9 protein-coding genes are annotated in these 17,477 nt (G+C 42.1%); 8 read left to right on the top strand and 1 reads right to left on the bottom strand.

Annotated features, from left to right (window positions below):
* Window positions 1-57: 57 nt before the first annotated feature.
* A complete protein-coding gene (locus IZT61_RS06495) occupies window positions 58-1,725 on the bottom strand; it encodes an arylsulfatase (protein ID WP_230383879.1) in 1,668 nt (555 codons plus the stop codon).
* A 661-nt stretch (window positions 1,726-2,386) separates the two neighbouring features.
* Between IZT61_RS06495 and IZT61_RS06490 the strand changes: the two genes are divergently transcribed.
* The 8 genes from IZT61_RS06490 to IZT61_RS06455 all read left to right on the top strand — a co-directional run bounded on the left by IZT61_RS06490 (window position 2,387) and on the right by IZT61_RS06455 (window position 17,472).
* Window positions 2,387-5,512, top strand: coding sequence for a ligand-binding sensor domain-containing protein (locus tag IZT61_RS06490; RefSeq protein ID WP_196100364.1), 3,126 nt, complete (start codon window positions 2,387-2,389; stop codon window positions 5,510-5,512).
* Between the two features lie 11 nt (window positions 5,513-5,523).
* Window positions 5,524-6,306, top strand: coding sequence for a response regulator transcription factor (locus tag IZT61_RS06485; RefSeq protein ID WP_196100363.1), 783 nt, complete (start codon window positions 5,524-5,526; stop codon window positions 6,304-6,306).
* Between the two features lie 1,269 nt (window positions 6,307-7,575).
* Window positions 7,576-10,704, top strand: a complete 3,129-nt coding sequence (locus IZT61_RS06480) for a SusC/RagA family TonB-linked outer membrane protein (RefSeq protein WP_196100362.1) — start codon at window positions 7,576-7,578, stop codon at window positions 10,702-10,704.
* Between the two features lie 4 nt (window positions 10,705-10,708).
* On the top strand, window positions 10,709-12,574 hold the full coding sequence (locus tag IZT61_RS06475; RefSeq protein ID WP_196100361.1) for a RagB/SusD family nutrient uptake outer membrane protein: 1,866 nt from the start codon (window positions 10,709-10,711) through the stop codon (window positions 12,572-12,574).
* A gap of 10 nt (window positions 12,575-12,584) precedes the next feature.
* Window positions 12,585-13,274 carry a DUF3823 domain-containing protein gene (locus IZT61_RS06470; RefSeq protein WP_196100360.1) on the top strand — a complete coding sequence of 230 codons (690 nt, stop codon included), beginning with the start codon at window positions 12,585-12,587 and terminating at the stop codon, window positions 13,272-13,274.
* A 17-nt stretch (window positions 13,275-13,291) separates the two neighbouring features.
* Window positions 13,292-14,671, top strand: a complete 1,380-nt coding sequence (locus IZT61_RS06465) for a sulfatase family protein (RefSeq protein ID WP_196100359.1) — start codon at window positions 13,292-13,294, stop codon at window positions 14,669-14,671.
* Window position 14,672: 1 nt separating this feature from the next.
* On the top strand, window positions 14,673-16,109 hold the full coding sequence (locus IZT61_RS06460) for a sulfatase family protein (RefSeq protein WP_196100358.1): 1,437 nt from the start codon (window positions 14,673-14,675) through the stop codon (window positions 16,107-16,109).
* Between the two features lies 1 nt (window position 16,110).
* Window positions 16,111-17,472 carry a sulfatase-like hydrolase/transferase gene (locus IZT61_RS06455; RefSeq protein WP_196100357.1) on the top strand — a complete coding sequence of 454 codons (1,362 nt, stop codon included), beginning with the start codon at window positions 16,111-16,113 and terminating at the stop codon, window positions 17,470-17,472.
* The last annotated feature ends 5 nt before the right edge of the window (window positions 17,473-17,477 follow it).

The raw sequence follows: 17,477 nt of genomic DNA, 5'->3' as shown, positions 1-17,477 counted from the left end.
TGATGCTTATGCTGATCAGAATAACCAGTTCGATTAATATTTCAGGCGGAAACTCTGTTATTTCTTCCGCCTAGCAGCCATAATTTCTCTTATTTTATCAAAAGGTTCTACGCCTGCTCTTGAAGCCCATTTTTCGTAAGCGGCAGACATCGTTGCCACTTGATTTGGTAGGGCATTGGCAAGATCATGTGTTTCCGATCGGTCTTTCAGTAAATCATACAATTCCCATTTTTTTGGTTTTCCTGCTTCATATTCGCAAACCAGCTTAAAATTGCCGTCCCTCATAGCCGCATTACCTTCATGTTCCCAAAAAATAGGCTGTTGATGAACTGATTTTTCCTTTCCCCGAATAACTGGCATCAGGCTTTTTCCTTCCATTGGTAAAATTGAATTCCCTTTAAACTGAGTTGGATATTTTGCGCCGGATACATCGACGATTGTGGCCATAATATCTGGCAGAAACCCATATTGATCAGTAAATTTCCCTTTTGTTGCATTGGAAATACCTTTTGGATAATGCACAATAAGCGGGGTACTGATTCCACCTTCATTTACCCAATGCTTATATTTTTTAAACGGCGTATTGGAAACATTCGCCCACGATTGCCCATAACTGAGTAAATAGCCGCGTTTAGATCCTAAATTTTCTTTCAGGCCACCACCTAACTGGCCGCCTTCGGCACAGGCTCCATTATCGGCCAGAAAAAGAATTAGTGTATTATCCATTTGTCCAGATTGCTCCAGCATGGCAATTATTCTCCCGATATTTTGATCCATCCTGTCAATTTGAGCTGCGTAAATAGCCATTCTATAATCCATTTCGTCCTTTTTTTCAGGTGTAAGCTTTTCCCAGTCAACACCGTCTTCCTCCGTTAACTTTACCGACGGAAGAATTACACCCATTTTTCTCATCCGGTTAAAGCGCTCTTCCCTTAACTTTTTCCATCCTGTTTTATACTTGCCTCTGTATCGGTCAATATCCTTTTTGAAAGCCTGCAACGGCCAATGCGGACTGGTATAAGCCAGGTACATAAAAAACGGAGCATTGGCGTTTTTACTGCTTTGCTGCATAAAATCAATGGCATTATCGGTAATGGCATCGGTGAGGTAAAAGTTCTCGCCCTTTGGTTCTACGTGCTCATTCATGAATGTTAATCCCCTCGATCCGGTTGGTTCGAAGTAATTGGTAGCGCCCGCCAGAATGCCATAATATTTATCGAAGCCCCTTTGCAATGGCCATCTTTGCAATCCATTATAGCCAAGGTGCCACTTGCCCGACATCAGCGTTTGGTAACCAGCAGTTTTTAAAACTTCGGCAATAGTAACGCATTTGTTGTTTAAAGCGCCCTGGTAACCCGGTAAATTCATTTGGAAAGCGGTGCTATCTTCCGGGTCATTTGTCATGTGGCCAATACCTGCCTGATGTGGATAAAGGCCGGTCAGCAGTGAAGCTCTGGTTGGGCAACACCTTGCCCCGTTATAAAATTGCCTAAAGCGTAATCCGTTTGATGCCAGGCGATCGAGGTTTGGGGTAGATACCTCACCGCCGTAGCAACCTATATCCGAATAGCCCATATCATCGGCAAGGATAAGCAGGATGTTTGGTGCTTTATCAATTTTTAATGATTTTTTAACAACATCATAAGTCGTAAAAGATGCCCCGGTAATAACTGTAGTTACTATTATGGCAAAACCAATTGATAATTTTGTAGTATACCTCATCATTGTTAAACGTTTAAAATTCAGTTTGCACCTTTAGCAAATAACCTCCAACCACAATTGTGCCCTGGAATCAATTTGTTTCCTGCTGGTGGTCTATGGTTTGTAGACATCTCCTTCGACTGTTCGTCTTTCCCACGCAGGCGGTGCCGTACGCCTAATTTTGCATTAGGCTCTCCAGTCAAGCTACCAATGACAGACATTTGAAAGATCGTCATTGCGAGGAACGAAGCAATCTCATTCCGTAAATCAGATTGCTTCGGCTCGCAAAGGCCCTGCCTCGCTACAAAGTAGCCCCTTTGGGGCAATGACGACTCGGTGAAAAACTTGTCATCCCAAGTTCTTTGTTCATTTTCGAATATTGAATTTGCTGGAAACCGCATCCTTGTAATCATTAAATTATATTTGGTTATGCCCGAAACGTGGAAGCTCCGTTACAAATTAAACCAAACAATTTGAACGTTTTCGATCAATTTGATGCCTATTTGTCTCATTTATAAAAATCAATTGAGCTTTGGTATGGATAATAGTTTACAATTATTATCATTGTATGCTCAGCTTAGCTTTACTTTGCAATTTGCCCTGGTGCACGAATTGATTTTCTACTAACCAAAATGATGATTTAAGCTATACTGATGATGAGTTATAAAACGGTAATAATATGTTAATGCATTTTTGTTTCCTTTTTACATTGATGTTAAAAGTTGTCATTTCGTCGGCTCAATCTTATTACTTCCAAAATTATCAGGTTGATGATGGCTTATTGCACAATACGGTTACGGCAATAGCGCAAGATTACAGGGGTTTCATCTGGATTGGTACAAAGGGTGGGCTGAACCGTTTTGATGGCTATTATTTTAGAGATTTCTCTATCACTGAAAAATTGTCGGGAGAAAATTCCATAACGGTTTTGCGAGAAGATAAAAAGCGGGTTTTGTGGATTGGGACACTAAATGGCCTGTTTTTCTTAAACGCAGATTCGGAAAAAGTGCAAAGGCTAACTTTGCCATTGGGCTATGTTGGAAGTATAGCCTGCGATAAAAATAATAACCTCTGGGTTACTTCGAACGGAAAAGTTTACCACTATCAACCATCAACCGGCAAATATTTCGACACAAAAATTGGCGGCAGCAGTACGGAGGTAGATCGCAATGGCCTGTTGTGGATAGGCACTCATCAAGGGGTACTTAAAACGCTTGAAACTGGCAATCGGAATACCAATTTGAATAATCTGCAAACCACATTCAGAACCAATGTACGTTGGCCCATCACCCGCATTCTGCCTACCAGAGAATTTGTATTGATGGCTACAACGCATGGCCTTTATAAATACAACTTAAAAGATGGCAGCACCAAAGCACTACTCACCAAAAATGCCGATGGAACGGATGTATATGTTCGGGATCTCAAAATCCTTTCGAACGGTGAATGTTGGCTGGCCACCGAAAGGGGAATTTACATTTACAATCTTACTCAGGATAGCTATAAAAATATTCAGCACAAAACCGGCGACTATTATTCGCTCAGTGATAATGCGGTATACTGCTTAATTCAGGATGAACGAAAAGGCATTTGGGCGGGTACTTTTTTTGGTGGGGTAAACCATTTATCCACAGAAAATAATGCTTTTGAAAAGTACTTTCCTACCAATTTAAAAAATTCTATTTCGGGGAAAGCTGTTCGCGAAATTTGCGGAGATAAAGACGGGTATGTGTGGCTGGGTACCGAAGATGCAGGAATTAACAAGTTTGATCCTAAAACGAAATCATTTACGCGATTTTCTGGTGTGGGGCGTACTTCAGATTTATCTTATCCGAATATTCATGGATTATTGGTGCAGAACGATCAGATTTTTGCCGGACCTTTTTTGCAGGGATTGGAAATTTTAAACAGACAAACTGGCAAACTGTATAAACGATTTAACAATATTATCCGTCCCAGAAGCCATATCAAAGCTTTTGTAATGTCTATCGCCAAAACAAAAAATGGGCAGATTCTTGTTGGCACAACTGGTGCAGGTTTGTTTTCCTATCTTCCAAAAGCCCAAAAATTGGTGCCTGTTCCTCAAATTCCTCAAAATTCTTACGTTTATGTTATCGCCGAGGACCACGAAGGAACCATTTATACAGGCAGTTTAGGAAACGGGGCTTTTTTCTTTAATCCCAAAACAAAGCGATACGGGAGCATCAGGTTTAAAGATGAAAGTGACCCTAAATCCATGGAAAACATGATTCAGGGGATTTATGAAGATAAACAGCAGATTCTTTGGTTTTGCACTGAAGGTGGTGGATTGATCAGGGTGGCAAAAGATCGTAAAACGTTTAAGCGCTTTGGTACCAAAACCGGTTTCCCAACCAACAACGTATTTAGGATATTGGAAGATGACCATCAAAATCTTTGGATCAGTTCGCTAAAAGGGCTGATTTGTTTCAATACCAAAACAGAAAAATTTAAAGTTTACTCAAAGGCCAACGGTTTATTAACCGATCAGTTTAATTACAATTCGGCCTATAAAGATCAGTATGGGAAAATGTATTTCGGATCGGTTAAGGGGCTGATTGCTTTCCATCCGGATTCGTTGAGGAAACAAACGCCAACGCCGCCAATTTACATTACCTCGCTCCACATCAGCAGCAACAGCGCTGCCGAAAATACAGGCCAAACTCAAAAACCGATTCTGGCTACCGATTCTATTGTGCTTAATTACAATCAATCGACGTTTGATGTGGAGTTTGCTGCACTGGATTACGCTGCTCCGGATCTTATTCGATACCAGTACCGAATGCTGGGCCTGAACAAACAATGGACACAGATTAATAGCAATAGAAAAGCTTATTTCACTAATCTGGCGCCTGGAAAATATCAGTTTGCAATTAAAGCAAGAAGTAATATCGGCTTGTGGCAAACTCCGGAAAAAGTGCTTTTTATAAAAATTTTGCCACCTTTTTACAAATCTACAGCCGCTTACATTCTTTATGGCATATTGTTAATCTCGTTAACTTCGTTGATTATCTATTTTTACCACAGGTCTATCGAGATCAAAAATCAGCGTAAGCATCAACTTTTTGCGCTGAATAAAGAAAAGGAAATTTATCATTCCAAAATCGAGTTTTTTACCAATATCGCTCACGAAATACAAACGCCACTTACTTTGGTTAAAGGCCCGATAGACTGGGCTTTGAATAAAGTTAACGACCCCACCACGGTAGAGCGAAATCTGGAGCTCGTAAAAAAGAACATTCAACGGTTAATTACGCTCACCACACAAATGCTCGATTTCAGGAAAACCGAGGAGTACAACTTTGCGCTGAATTTTGAGAAGGTAAATATCAATAAGTTGATTATTGATCAGGTGGAAATTTTTTCGCTTGAGCTGTCAAAGCAACAGTTACAATTGAATTTGACCTTACCTAAAAGAACTTTACATGCCTGGGTAGATAACGAAGCCTGTACCAAAATAATGAGCAACCTACTTTCTAACGCTGTAAAATATGCTGGTAGCTACATCAATATCAGTATGAAAGTATGCAACGCCGAAGGGAAGCGTAATGTGGTGATCAGGATAGAAAATGATGGGGAAATGATTGATGCGGAACATCAGCAGAAAATATTCGAACCTTTTTACAGGGTAAATCACCAAAAAAGTATTCCCGGATCTGGTATTGGGCTGGCACTGGCAAAGCACCTGGCAGAAATGCATCACGGGAAATTAATTTTGATCCAAAATGACGAAATCAATATATTTGAACTAACCATACCTATAAATCAAGAAGTAAAACTCGATTTAAGCTAACCAATTATTAAATGCCGCATACAATTTTGCTAATAGATGATGAGAAAGATCTTCTCCAGTTTATGTCTGAAGTGCTGAGTGAGCATTATCGGGTAATTACGGTTGATAATGGTTTGAGTGCATTAAAAGAATTGGGCCAACATGCTATTCAACTGATTATTAGCGACGTGATGATGCCCGGTTTGGATGGTTTCCAATTGTGCGAGAAAATAAAAGCAAGCCCCGAATACGCCCATATTCCCATTATTTTGCTTACTGCAAAAAATACTTTCACAGCCAAGATTGAGGGTTTAAGGCATGGTGCCGATGCCTACATCGAAAAACCGTTCTCTTATGATTTGGTATTGGTACAGGTAGATAATCTGCTCAAAAACCGATCGAACGTTAGAAATCATGTTCTCCAAGATCCTTTTGGTCACCTCCAGTTCGAAGAGCGGTCACAATCAGACAACGATTTTTTAAAAAAATTAGACCAGTATATCCTTAAAAATTTAAGCAACAGCGATTTCGATATTAACGATTTGGCCGTGCACATGCACATGAGTCGCCCTACATTGTACCGACGAATTAAGCAACTGCTGAACGTTCCGGTAAAGGATTTGATTACTCAGGCCAGGTTAAACAAGGCAGTTCAGTTAATGGCAGAAAACAACCATAAAATTTTTGAAATTGCGCAGATTGTCGGCTATAACTCGCAAACTGTTTTCGGTAGAAGTTTTCAGCGCTATTTTAAGCAATCGCCGGTAGAGTACATTTCCACTTTACGCGATAAAATTAACGGCAGTAACGGATAGAGTCATAGATTCATCCGATGCCTGATAACTAGAGTTCGATTAATAAACGCCCTCCGTTGGTTTTTATCGCCTATCTAACATGAACACACGTCACCCTGTCCCTTACCTAGCCATCGTGTGGACACATCTCCTTTTGCCCGTTCGTCATTCCCACGCAGGTGGGAATCCTAATGCAAGGCACCGAATGTTTGTGCGTTAGGATCCCCAGTCAAGCTGAGGATGACGACCGTTCTTGTAAAACGCCTTAAATATGTTGTCAATTTGGTTATCCGATGACTGTTGACCGACCGCATTTTAGTCATCGGATGAATACCTGACCCGTTTGCTATATTCATCCGATGACTGCATGATTTTATTATAGTCATCGGATGAATACCTGACCTGTTTACTATATTCATCCGATGACTGTTGCAAGGCACCGAATGTTTGTGCATTAGGATCCCCAGTCAAGCTGAGGATGACGACCGTTCTTGTAAAACGCCTTAAATATGTTGTCAATTTGGTTATCCGTGACTGTTGACCGACCGCATTTTAGTCATCGGATGAATACCTGACCTGTTTGCTATATTCATCCGATGACTGTTGACCGACCGCATTATAGTCATCGGATGAATACCTGACCCGTTTGCTATATTCATCCGATGACTGTTAACCCAAGCATTTTAGTCATCGGATGAATACCTGACCCGTTTGCTATATTCATCCGATGACTGTTGCAAGGCACCGAATTTTTGTGCATTAGGATCCCCTACCGATAGCTGTCGGTACAAGCTAACCAATGACAGAAATAAGAAAGTTCGTCATTGCGAGGCACGAAGCAATCTCATTTCGTAAATCAGATTGCTTCGGCTCGCACAGGCCCGGCCTCGCAATGACGACTCGGTGAAAAACCTGTCATCCCAACGCATTTTAGTCATCGGATGAATACCTGACCCGTTTGCTATATTCATCCGATGACTGTTGACCGACCGCATTATAGTCATCGGATGAATACCTGGCCGTTTTGCTATATTCATCCGATGACTGTTGACCCAAGCATTTTAGTCATCGGATGAATACCTTACCCGTTTGCTATATTCATCCGATGACTGCATGATTTGAGATAAATCATCTAAAGATTGAATTAAATCGACTTTCTATTAATACTACATTCGTATCATCCGTTAGTGATGCAGGGAATGATAAACTGTCGTTTTCTGCTGAACAAATCGATTTAGTAAAATAGACGATTAAAAAATCATCTCATTAATAACCAAATATAACTCAACTATGCTGAAATTATCTGCAGTTATTTGGCTGCTCTGTGCCTGCGTTCTGCCGGCATACTCCATTAAACATGACGAGGGCCTATACAACAAATCATTTTTATGGCAACAAACAACAGGCACCATTCAGGGCGCTGTTACCGATGAACAAGGAGTTTCCATCCCTGCTGTAACCGTTAGCGTCAAAAACAAAAGTGCAAAAGCGGTTACCGATGCCAATGGGCGCTACAGCATATCTGCTAATGCTAATGATGTGCTGGTTTTTAACTACGTAGGTTTTAATCGCCAGGAAGTTGCCGTAGCCAATAGACTTACGGTTAACGTTAAGCTAATTACCTCGTCTGAAGCTTTAACAGAAGTGGTTGTGGTAGGTTATGGCCAACAGCGAAGAAGCAGTGTAACCGGATCCATCGCCACGGTAAACTCAGCAGAGTTAACAGAAACACCGGTGCCCACCGTTTCTCAGGCTTTAATTGGCAAGGTGGCAGGGGTAACGTCAAGGGCTCCAGATGGTAGGCCCGGTGCCGAAGCCCGTTTACAGATTCGAAACCTTGGCGACCCGCTTTATGTAATTGATGGCGTTCCATCAGGAGCACAACAATTCAATAACCTAAATTCAGAAGATATTGAAAGCCTCTCCATTTTAAAAGATGCTGCTGCGGCCATTTATGGGTTAAGAGCCTCAAACGGTGTGGTATTGGTACTAACAAAAAAAGGCGGGTTAAATAAGGAGAACAAAATTAATGTAAATGCCTATTACGGTTTACAAAGTTTATTCCGTTTCCCTAAAGCTGCCAATGCCGGCGATTACGTGAGGGCACTTGCCGAGGCAGATATCAACCAAAATGGTACATCTGTTTGGACGCCGGAAGAAGTAAGCAAGTGGCAGCAGGGCATTCCAGGTTATGAGGGGTTCGATTGGTCGAGCTATATAAAAGACTATGCCCCGCAATCTTATATCAATATTAACACCACCGGGGGCTCGCAGAAAACAAGCTATTATCTTTCCCTTTCACGTATGGATCAAGACGCCGTATTTGAGGGCTATAACTTTAACCGAACCAACTTACAAAGTAATATCGAAACTAGAATAGGGCAAAGGTTAAAGGCTGGAATAAAAATTAATGGCAAAATCGAAATCAGGGATTTACTGGGGCTGCCTGGCGATGATGACTACTTTAATGCCTTGCTGGGCCAGTTCAGAAATCTGCCCACCGAAGGGCCATACGCCAATGACAATCCCGACTATCCGGCTACCAATAATAATTTCGCTACCAATTATGCCACTTTCGAATATTCTGGCTATAACAAAACAGAACGACGCACGCTACAAACCACGTTCGACCTCGAATATAAATTTCCGGTAAAGGGGTTAACAGCAACTGGAATGTACTCCTTTTTTTACAATAATTTATTGGGAAATACTTACGAAAAAACTTACAAAACTTACACCTATAATGCGGCCGCCGGTGCTTATAACGTTACAGGTGGTCAGCAAAACCCTTATCGCTCTAGAGATAATGGGTATATCATCGATAATGTACTTCGCCTGCAGCTAAACTATTCCAATAGTTTTGGCAAGCACAATGTAAGTGCCATTGCTGCTATGGAAACTCAGGAAAGAGTAGATAAATTATTCTTTGTGCGATCTCAGCCCGTAAGTAATGAAATTGATATTATTAACTTTTTTAATGAGCTGCAGGCCGTGAGCGACCGGGTAACGGAAGAAGCGAGAGCCGGGTTTATTTTTCGTGCCAATTACGATTTCGACAGCAAATACCTGCTCGAAATTGGTGGGCGGTACGATGGATCGTGGCGTTTTCCTGTAGGCCACCGATGGGGCTTATTTCCTTTTATATCTGGCGGATGGAGAATTTCTAAAGCAGGTTTTATGCAGGGAGAAGGCATTCAAAAAGTAATTACAGATTTAAAACTACGGGCTTCTTATGGAGAAACTGGTAGCGAAGATAATGGGGTTGGCGCCTTTGCCTACCTTCCGGGGTATAATTTTGGATCGGGCAACGCTTATTTAGATGGCCAATTAATTACCGGTATAGCAGCCAGAGGTCTTCCGGTTACCAGATTAACCTGGGTAAAGAGTGCCATTACCAACATTGCCCTCGATTTTAATTTATGGAAAGGCAAGCTAGGTGGCTCTGTAGAGGTTTTCAGAAGAGATTTGACGGGCATACCTGCGCCACGGTATGATGTGCTTTTGCCCATTGAAGTGGGTTTTACAGCACCCAGCGAGAATTTAAATGCCAACAGAACTTTAGGCATTGAAATGGCCTTAAACCACTCGGGCAAAAGTGGCGAGCTCGAGTACAGCGTTGGCGTAAATGCCACCCTTGCAAGGTTAAGAAATGTGTACACGTACAAACCCCGATTCGGAAATTCCATCGATCAATACCGAAATTCGGTAGAAGATCGCTGGGCCCGCATCAACTGGGGATACGAATTTATCGGGCAGTTTCAATCGCAAGAGCAAATTGCAAATTACCCGGTTGATATTGATGGACAAAACAATACGACCTTATTGCCGGGCGATTTTATTTATAAAGATCAGAACAACGATGGTGTGATTGATGGGCTTGATGAACGACCAAACGGGTATAGCGAAGGTAACCTGCCTTACCTTAATTTTGGTTTAAACAGCGCTTTTGCTTACAAAGGGTTTGATGTACAGCTCAACTTTGCCGGTGCAACCATGCAAAGCCGTGGCCGTGCTGCCGAATTGAAACTGCCTTTTCAAAATGATGCAAACTCACCCGATTTTCTTTTAAACGATCGCTGGCACAGAGAGAATATCTTCGATGTAAATAGCCCCTGGATTCCCGGAACGTATCCGGCTTTAAAAAAATCCAATAACGAAAGCAACCAACGCGCTTCCAGTTTCTGGTTCAGAAATACTTCTTACTTACGGTTGAGAAATGTACAGCTGGGCTACAACTTGCCGCAAAAATGGCTTAAAGGTGCTAAAATCAGTAAAATCAGAATCTACGCAAATGGCTTTAACCTGTTTTCAATAGACAATTTAAAAGATATTGGAATCGATCCTGAAACTCAGCTCAATACGGGATTAGAATATCCATCTGTAAGGGTTTACAATCTGGGTGCCAACTTAACTTTCTAAAAAGATGAAACAATTTAAAAAAATTATCATATATACCCTTTGCGCCGCCACTTTGGTTCAACTATCGGGATGCAAAAAATTTCTTGATCGCAAGCCAACCGATGTATTACTGGATGAGCAGGTGTGGAGCGATCCGAAACTGGCCGTATCTGTACTCGCCAATATTTACAACCGTTTGCAGCCAACGGGCGGACTAGAAGGCGGAAAATTATCGCCAACCGACCTCGAAGAAGCCATGTGGTCTGGTGGCCTTGGTGCCAATAATGCCCGTAACACGCGGGTCAATTATCCTTATACCGATAAACAGTTATGGTCTTATGACCTGATTCGGGATGTAAATCTTTTTCTCGAAAACCTCGATAAGTCGACGGCAATGCAAGAGGCAGACAGGAAACATTTGTTGGCAGAAGGCCGTTTTATCAGGGCTTACATCTACTTTTTACATGTACGCAGTATGGGCGGCGTACCTTTGGTTACCAATACCTTTCAGTACGATGGATCGCTAGATGTTGATGCCTTAAAAGTGCCTCGAAGCACCGAAGCAGGCATATATGATTTTATCGCCTCCGAGCTGGATGCCATCAAAGATCAACTGCCTTTAACAGTTACGAGTAAAACCAGGGCCAATAAGTGGACTGTTCTGGCTTTAAAATCTCAGGCCATGTTATATGCTGCATCTATTGCAAAATACAATAGTTTAATGACGGATCCTATTGTTTTGCCTGGCGCTGAGGTGGGTATTCCGGCGAGCCGTGCGCAGGAGTATTACCAAAAATCGTTGGATGCAGCAAAAGAGATTATCGACAGCAAACAATTTGTGCTGTATAATGAGAATCCAGATAAAGCACAAAATTTTTATGATCTGTTTACCAAAAAAGCGAACAACCGCGAAGTGATCTGGGCTCAGGATTATACCCTCGACGGAAAATATCACGATTATACGGTAGAGAGCATTCCGCGATCGCTGCGGGAAAATGCTACAGGAGCTGCCGGCGTAACGCCTTCGTTAAATTTGGTTGAAGCTTTTGATTATTTAGATGGTACCAATGGCTCGCTTAAAATTCAAACGCCAAATGGTTCTGATTATATCTATTATACCCGGCCTGAGGATGTTTTTTTGAATAAAGATAACCGCATGTTTGGAAGTATTATTACGCCGGGATCAACCTTTCGGGGCAAACGGATCGACATTCAGGCGGGCGTAATGGAGTGGAATACGGCAACCAACCAATATGTAATGCGTACTTCGCCCGATTTGGGAAGTGTTTTTGCCGATGGAGGAACTTTGGTTGCCGCCGATGGGCCATTGCCCAATGCGGCAAATGTGACCAATACAGGTTTCTATATGCGCAAGTATCTCGACTCGAGAGTCGGCTCAGGCCAATCTGGGCAAGGAAGTGATGTATGGTGGATCAGGTACCGTTTCGGAGGCGTTTTATTAAATGCAACCGAAGCCGCCTTCGAACTTGGCAAAACAGCCGAAGCTTTAGGTTATATCAATCAGGTACGAGAAAGGGCTGGCTTTCCGGCAAATAGCCTCAAAACATTAAGCAATGATGTGATCAGAAAAGAGTTTCAGGTAGAAATGGCATTTGAAGAACAACGTTACTGGGATTTGAAACGTTGGAGAATTGCCCACGAAGTTTATAACGGAAACAGGCAGTCGCCAAATACCTTAGTTAATGCCTTATGGCCATATCGGGTGGTTAGACCATCAGATCCAACAAAACACAATAAATACGTGTTTGTAAAACGTGTGGCGCCACGCTTTACCCAACCACGACTATTTAGACTTGGCAACTATTACTCGGCGGTTCCACAGAATGTGATTAATGCCAACTCTCTTATTGTTAAGAATCCTTATCACTAATTTTTAAATCATGAAACAATTAATATATAGTATTATTTTTTTAGCTATCGGCTTAACAGGTTGTGAATATGATAATTATGAACCACCAAAATCGCAGTTGAGCGGAAGAATCCTTTTCGATGGCAAACCAGTTGGCATTCGGCAAGGCATTAGCGTATTGCAACTTACCCAGCCCGGCTTTCAAACAGTAACGCCAATAAATGTGAATGTAAAGCAGGATGGAACATTTTCGTCGATGTTATTTGATGGTGATTATAAATTGGTACAGGTTGCCGGTAATGGCCCGTGGGAAGCCAGCACTGCCACAATAGATGTATCTGTAAAGGGCAGTACAACTATTGACGTACAGGTTAAGCCCTACTTTTCTATCAATGATGTCAGTTTTGTAGTAGAAAACAATGTGTTAAAAACTTCTTGTCTTGTGGTTAATAATGTAGCTGGGAGGCAATTGGAACGTATTTCGCTCATATTGGGCAAAACAACCATAGTTGATGATCCAACTAAACTGGTTCCCAATCCAGTCGATCCTTTAAGTAGCAAAGCAGGGACAGGTTTAAATTTAGCACAACCCATTTTACTTAGCCAGAATCTGGCCGTGCCGCCATTAACCACCACACCATTTCTTTATGCCCGCATCGCGGTAAAAGTGGTGGGTGTGCCGGAGCTACTTTATTCAAATGTATTTTCTGTAAAGCCCTAGTTATAATACAACAGACCATGAAAAAAATCATCTTTAGCATCACCCTAATTGTAGTTTCCCTTTTGGCCCTGAAATCGAAAGCACAATCTACACCCAAAGCCCGGCCAAATGTAGTGATTATTATGGCCGATGATTTGGACAGCAGGCAGTTGAGCTGTTATGGCGGCAAAAATATTCAGACTAAAAACATCGACCAGCTTGCGGGCGAAGGTTTAAAGTTCGACAAAATATACGCTTCGCATGCTACCTGTGTACCCACCCGAGCATCGCTTTTTACCGGGCTTTACCCCATGCGGCATGGCTCTTTTCAAAACCATAAGCCTGTTTACAGCAACATGAAAAGTATTGGTCATTATCTCGGCGAGTTAGGCTATCAGGTAGCATTAACCGGTAAAGACCATAGCACAAGGCCGAGAACAAGCTTTCCATTCGAAATTTTAGCAGGTTTTCAGCCCAACTGTGTTTCGAGCAATGATGAATATACATTAAATGATATAGAAAAATACGTTGCCAATCCGCAAAAGCCTTTTTGTCTGTTCATTATGAGCATTAATCCGCATAAACCATGGGATCAGGGCGATCCAACGGAATTTGACGCCGAAAAGCTGATTTTGCCACCGAGCATGGTTGATACAAAAGAAACCCGAAAAGCGTATTGCAGCTACCTGGCAGAAATTCGACGTCTTGATAACCAGGTGGGCGATGTGATGGCCATGTTAAAGAAAACCGGTCAGGATAAAAATACCATTTTTATGTTTTTGGGCGAACGAGGCCCTCAATTTGCCGGAGGAAAATGGAATTGTTGGGACCTGGGCCAAAAAAGTTCGATGATTGTGCGTTGGCCCGAGCAAATTAAACCGAATAAGGTAACCGATGCCATTGTACAATATGAAGATATTACACCCACATTAATTGATATCGCTGGCGGAAAGCCTATCGATTCGCTGGATGGGAAAAGTTTTCTTCCGGTATTAAAAGCTACATCCAAAACCGCCAGGAAATATGCTTATGGCATTTACAACAATATCCCCGAAGGACCTGCTTACCCAATGAGAAGCATTAGAGACGGGCGTTATAAACTCATATTAAACCTGAGCCCCGAAAAAACCTACGCTATTAAATGGTACAATGGCCCGGGGGATGTAGGCGTGTGGAAATCATGGAACGACAAAGCTGAAATAAACGAAGAAGCGAAAATTTTAGTAAACCGCATTAAACACAGACCAGCAATTGAGTTTTACGATACCGATAAAGATCCTTATGAACTGAATAATCTGGCAGCAAACCCGGCATATAAAAAACAAATTGATACTTTCAACCGGGCGTTAACGGCCTGGATGAAGCAACAACATGATGAAGGCGCTTCCGTTGATCGGGTTTATGCAAAACAAAATTAATATGAAAGGCTTCCAAAAATTTTTGATACAAGGCGTGTGCCCCGCCGTAGCGGTTTTAAGTGTACTTGCGTTCAGTGTGCCCAACCATAAGCAAAATCGAGACGATCAAAAGCCAAATATTATCTTAATCATGGCTGATGATCTCACCATGTACGATATTGAGCCTTTCGGAAGTAAGCAGGTGCATACACCCAACCTTAAACGTTTGGCCGGCGAAGGCGTATGTCTCGATAATATGTTTAATATGGTTCCCGTGTGTTCGCCCACCAGGCAATCGCTGCTAACAGGCTTGGGCCCTGTAAGAAATGGAGCCTATCCTAATCATACGATGATTTATAATGGAATAAAAACTTTGCCTACTTATCTTCAGGCGCTGGGCTACCGCACTGCAATTATCGGAAAAAAGCACTACGCACCCGAATCTGCCTATCCATTTGAATTTTTAGGAGGAAGAGATGGCGATAACGGTCAGGGACAAGATGTTGATCTCTCTAAAGCTGAAGATTACATCAAAAAATCTGCTGACAAACCTTATTTTTTAATGTTTGCCAGTAATCAACCGCATGAGCCGTGGAATCGTGGCAATCAGCAGGCCTACAACCCGGAAGAGATTAAGCTAAACCCAAATATGGTCGATACTAAACTTACACGGAAGCAAATGGCTAAATATTTTGCTGAAATTACTTATCTCGATAGTTTGGTTGGGGTTTGTTTAGACATTGTAGAGCGATCGGGAGATAAAGAAAACACCGTGATCATGTTTGCAACCGAGCAGGGCAATTCTTTTCCGTTTTCAAAATGGACCCTTTACGATCAGGGCCTTCGTTCGGGATTTATTGTACGCTGGCCGGGAAAAATTAAACCCGGCACTCGCAATCCGGCTATGTTGCAATATGCCGATATTACCCCCACAATGATTGATTTAGCGGGAGGCGATCCTAAAAAAATAAATACAGGTTCGAAAGATGGCAATGGCAATACAGGTTTCGATGGATCGAGCTTTAAAAAGGTGTTGACGGGAGAAACCAACCACCAAAGAGATTTCGTTTTTGCCGAGCATACCACCCGTGGCATTATTCGCGGTAGCGACGCCTACGCCATGAGGTCGGTGAGGAGCGCCCATTTTCTATATATCGAAAATCTAAATAGCGAAAGCCTTTTTAAAAATACGGTTACCAATGGTCCTTTGTTCCAATCGTGGATGACAGAAAACCCCGTTCGGGCAGCTGCCTACCAAAAGAGACCAAAAGAAGAACTGTATGATGTAATCAAAGATCCCTTTAATTTGCACAACCTGGCTGCAGACCCCAGGTTTAAATCGGTTAAAAGCGAACTTTCTTCTAAATTGCTTGCTTTTATGAAACAACAAAATGATAAAGGGCTGGCCACAGAAATGGACGCCTTAAACCGCCAGCCGAAACATCAACAAAAAGATTAATATGAAATATTTAAAGTTATTATTTGCCTTTTTCTTCCTCGCATTTAGCCATACCGCTTTTGCGCAAAACAAAAAACCAAATATCATTATCATTCTTGTTGATGATATGGGTTTTAGCGATGTAAGCACCTTTGGCGGCAATTTCGTGCCTACACCCAATATAGACCGTTTGGCTAAAAATGGTTTAATGCTTAACCAATATTATAGTGGTGCACCCATTTGTTCGCCATCAAGAACCAGCCTGCTTACGGGCATGTACCCCGGAAGATGGAATTTTAGCACTTATCTGGATAATAGGCAACACAATAGAAATGCAGAACAAGCAGATTACTTAAATCCCGAAGCGCCGTCTATTGCCCGGATTTTTCAATCTGCCGGCTATGCAACGGGTCATTTTGGTAAATGGCACATGGGCGGAGGCAGAGATGTGAAGGATGCGCCGATTTTTGAAAAATACGGTTACGATGCCCACGCAAGTACTTACGAGAGTCCTGAGCCAGACCCACTGCTCACTGCTACAAACTGGATCTGGTCGGATAAAGACAGCATTAAGCGTTGGGACAGAACGAAATATTTTGTTCATAAAACACTTGAGTTTTTCAAAGAAAATAAAGATAAACCGCGATTTGTAAATCTTTGGCCAGATGATGTACATACGCCCTGGGTGCCCAATGTTGGAGATGAATATACTGGTCAGTTCCCTTTGGGACGAGAATCTGAGCAGGCTTTTAAACTGGTATTAAAAGAGCTTGACATACAAGTTGGCAGACTGATGGACGGTTTGAAACAAATGGGCGAAGACAAAAATACCATCATCATCTTCACCAGCGATAATGGGCCTCTGCCAAGTTTTAAAGGAAGTCGTACGGGTGGTTTAAGAGGTTCTAAACTTTCACTATACGAAGGTGGAACCAGAATGCCGTTTTTAATTAGTTGGCCCGGACATATTCCGCAGGGAAAAACAGATGCCGGCTCGGAAGTAAATGCGATAGATTTATTGCCTTCGTTAGCCAGTATGGCCGGTGTTAAGCTACCGGCAAACTATCAGGGCGATGGATTAGACCGGAGTAAGGTTTTCGTCGGAAAATCATCATTGAGAAACAAAAATATGTTTTGGGAATATGGCCGAAATGAAATTGCCTTTAAATTTCCTGCCAAGCCCAATAGAAGTCCCAACCTTGCAGTGCGCTCAGGAGAATGGAAATTGCTGATGAATAGTGATGGCTCTGATGTGGAGCTTTACAACATTGTAAAAGATAAAAACGAAACTACCGAGCTAAGCAGCACACAGGTTAAAATAACCAATCAATTAAAAAAAGAATTGAGTGCCTGGTGGGAATCGCTGCCTAAACTTAAACCTTAATAGCT

It is taken from the genome of Pedobacter endophyticus, assembly GCF_015679185.1.
In the GTDB taxonomy this organism is placed as follows: domain Bacteria; phylum Bacteroidota; class Bacteroidia; order Sphingobacteriales; family Sphingobacteriaceae; genus Pedobacter; species Pedobacter endophyticus.
The sequence above is the reverse complement of the archived record's forward strand: the minus strand, read 5'-3'. Positions and strand labels throughout refer to the sequence as shown.

Bases quoted from the DNA above. Each gene is read 5' to 3' on its own strand.
- IZT61_RS06495 (WP_230383879.1), bottom strand. From the start codon at position 1,725: ATGATGAGGTATACTACAAAATTATCAATTGGTTTTGCCATAATAGTA.
- IZT61_RS06490 (WP_196100364.1), top strand. From the start codon at position 2,387: ATGCATTTTTGTTTCCTTTTTACATTGATGTTAAAAGTTGTCATTTCG.
- IZT61_RS06485 (WP_196100363.1), top strand. From the start codon at position 5,524: ATGCCGCATACAATTTTGCTAATAGATGATGAGAAAGATCTTCTCCAG.
- IZT61_RS06480 (WP_196100362.1), top strand. From the start codon at position 7,576: ATGCTGAAATTATCTGCAGTTATTTGGCTGCTCTGTGCCTGCGTTCTG.
- IZT61_RS06475 (WP_196100361.1), top strand. From the start codon at position 10,709: ATGAAACAATTTAAAAAAATTATCATATATACCCTTTGCGCCGCCACT.
- IZT61_RS06470 (WP_196100360.1), top strand. From the start codon at position 12,585: ATGAAACAATTAATATATAGTATTATTTTTTTAGCTATCGGCTTAACA.
- IZT61_RS06465 (WP_196100359.1), top strand. From the start codon at position 13,292: ATGAAAAAAATCATCTTTAGCATCACCCTAATTGTAGTTTCCCTTTTG.
- IZT61_RS06460 (WP_196100358.1), top strand. From the start codon at position 14,673: ATGAAAGGCTTCCAAAAATTTTTGATACAAGGCGTGTGCCCCGCCGTA.
- IZT61_RS06455 (WP_196100357.1), top strand. From the start codon at position 16,111: ATGAAATATTTAAAGTTATTATTTGCCTTTTTCTTCCTCGCATTTAGC.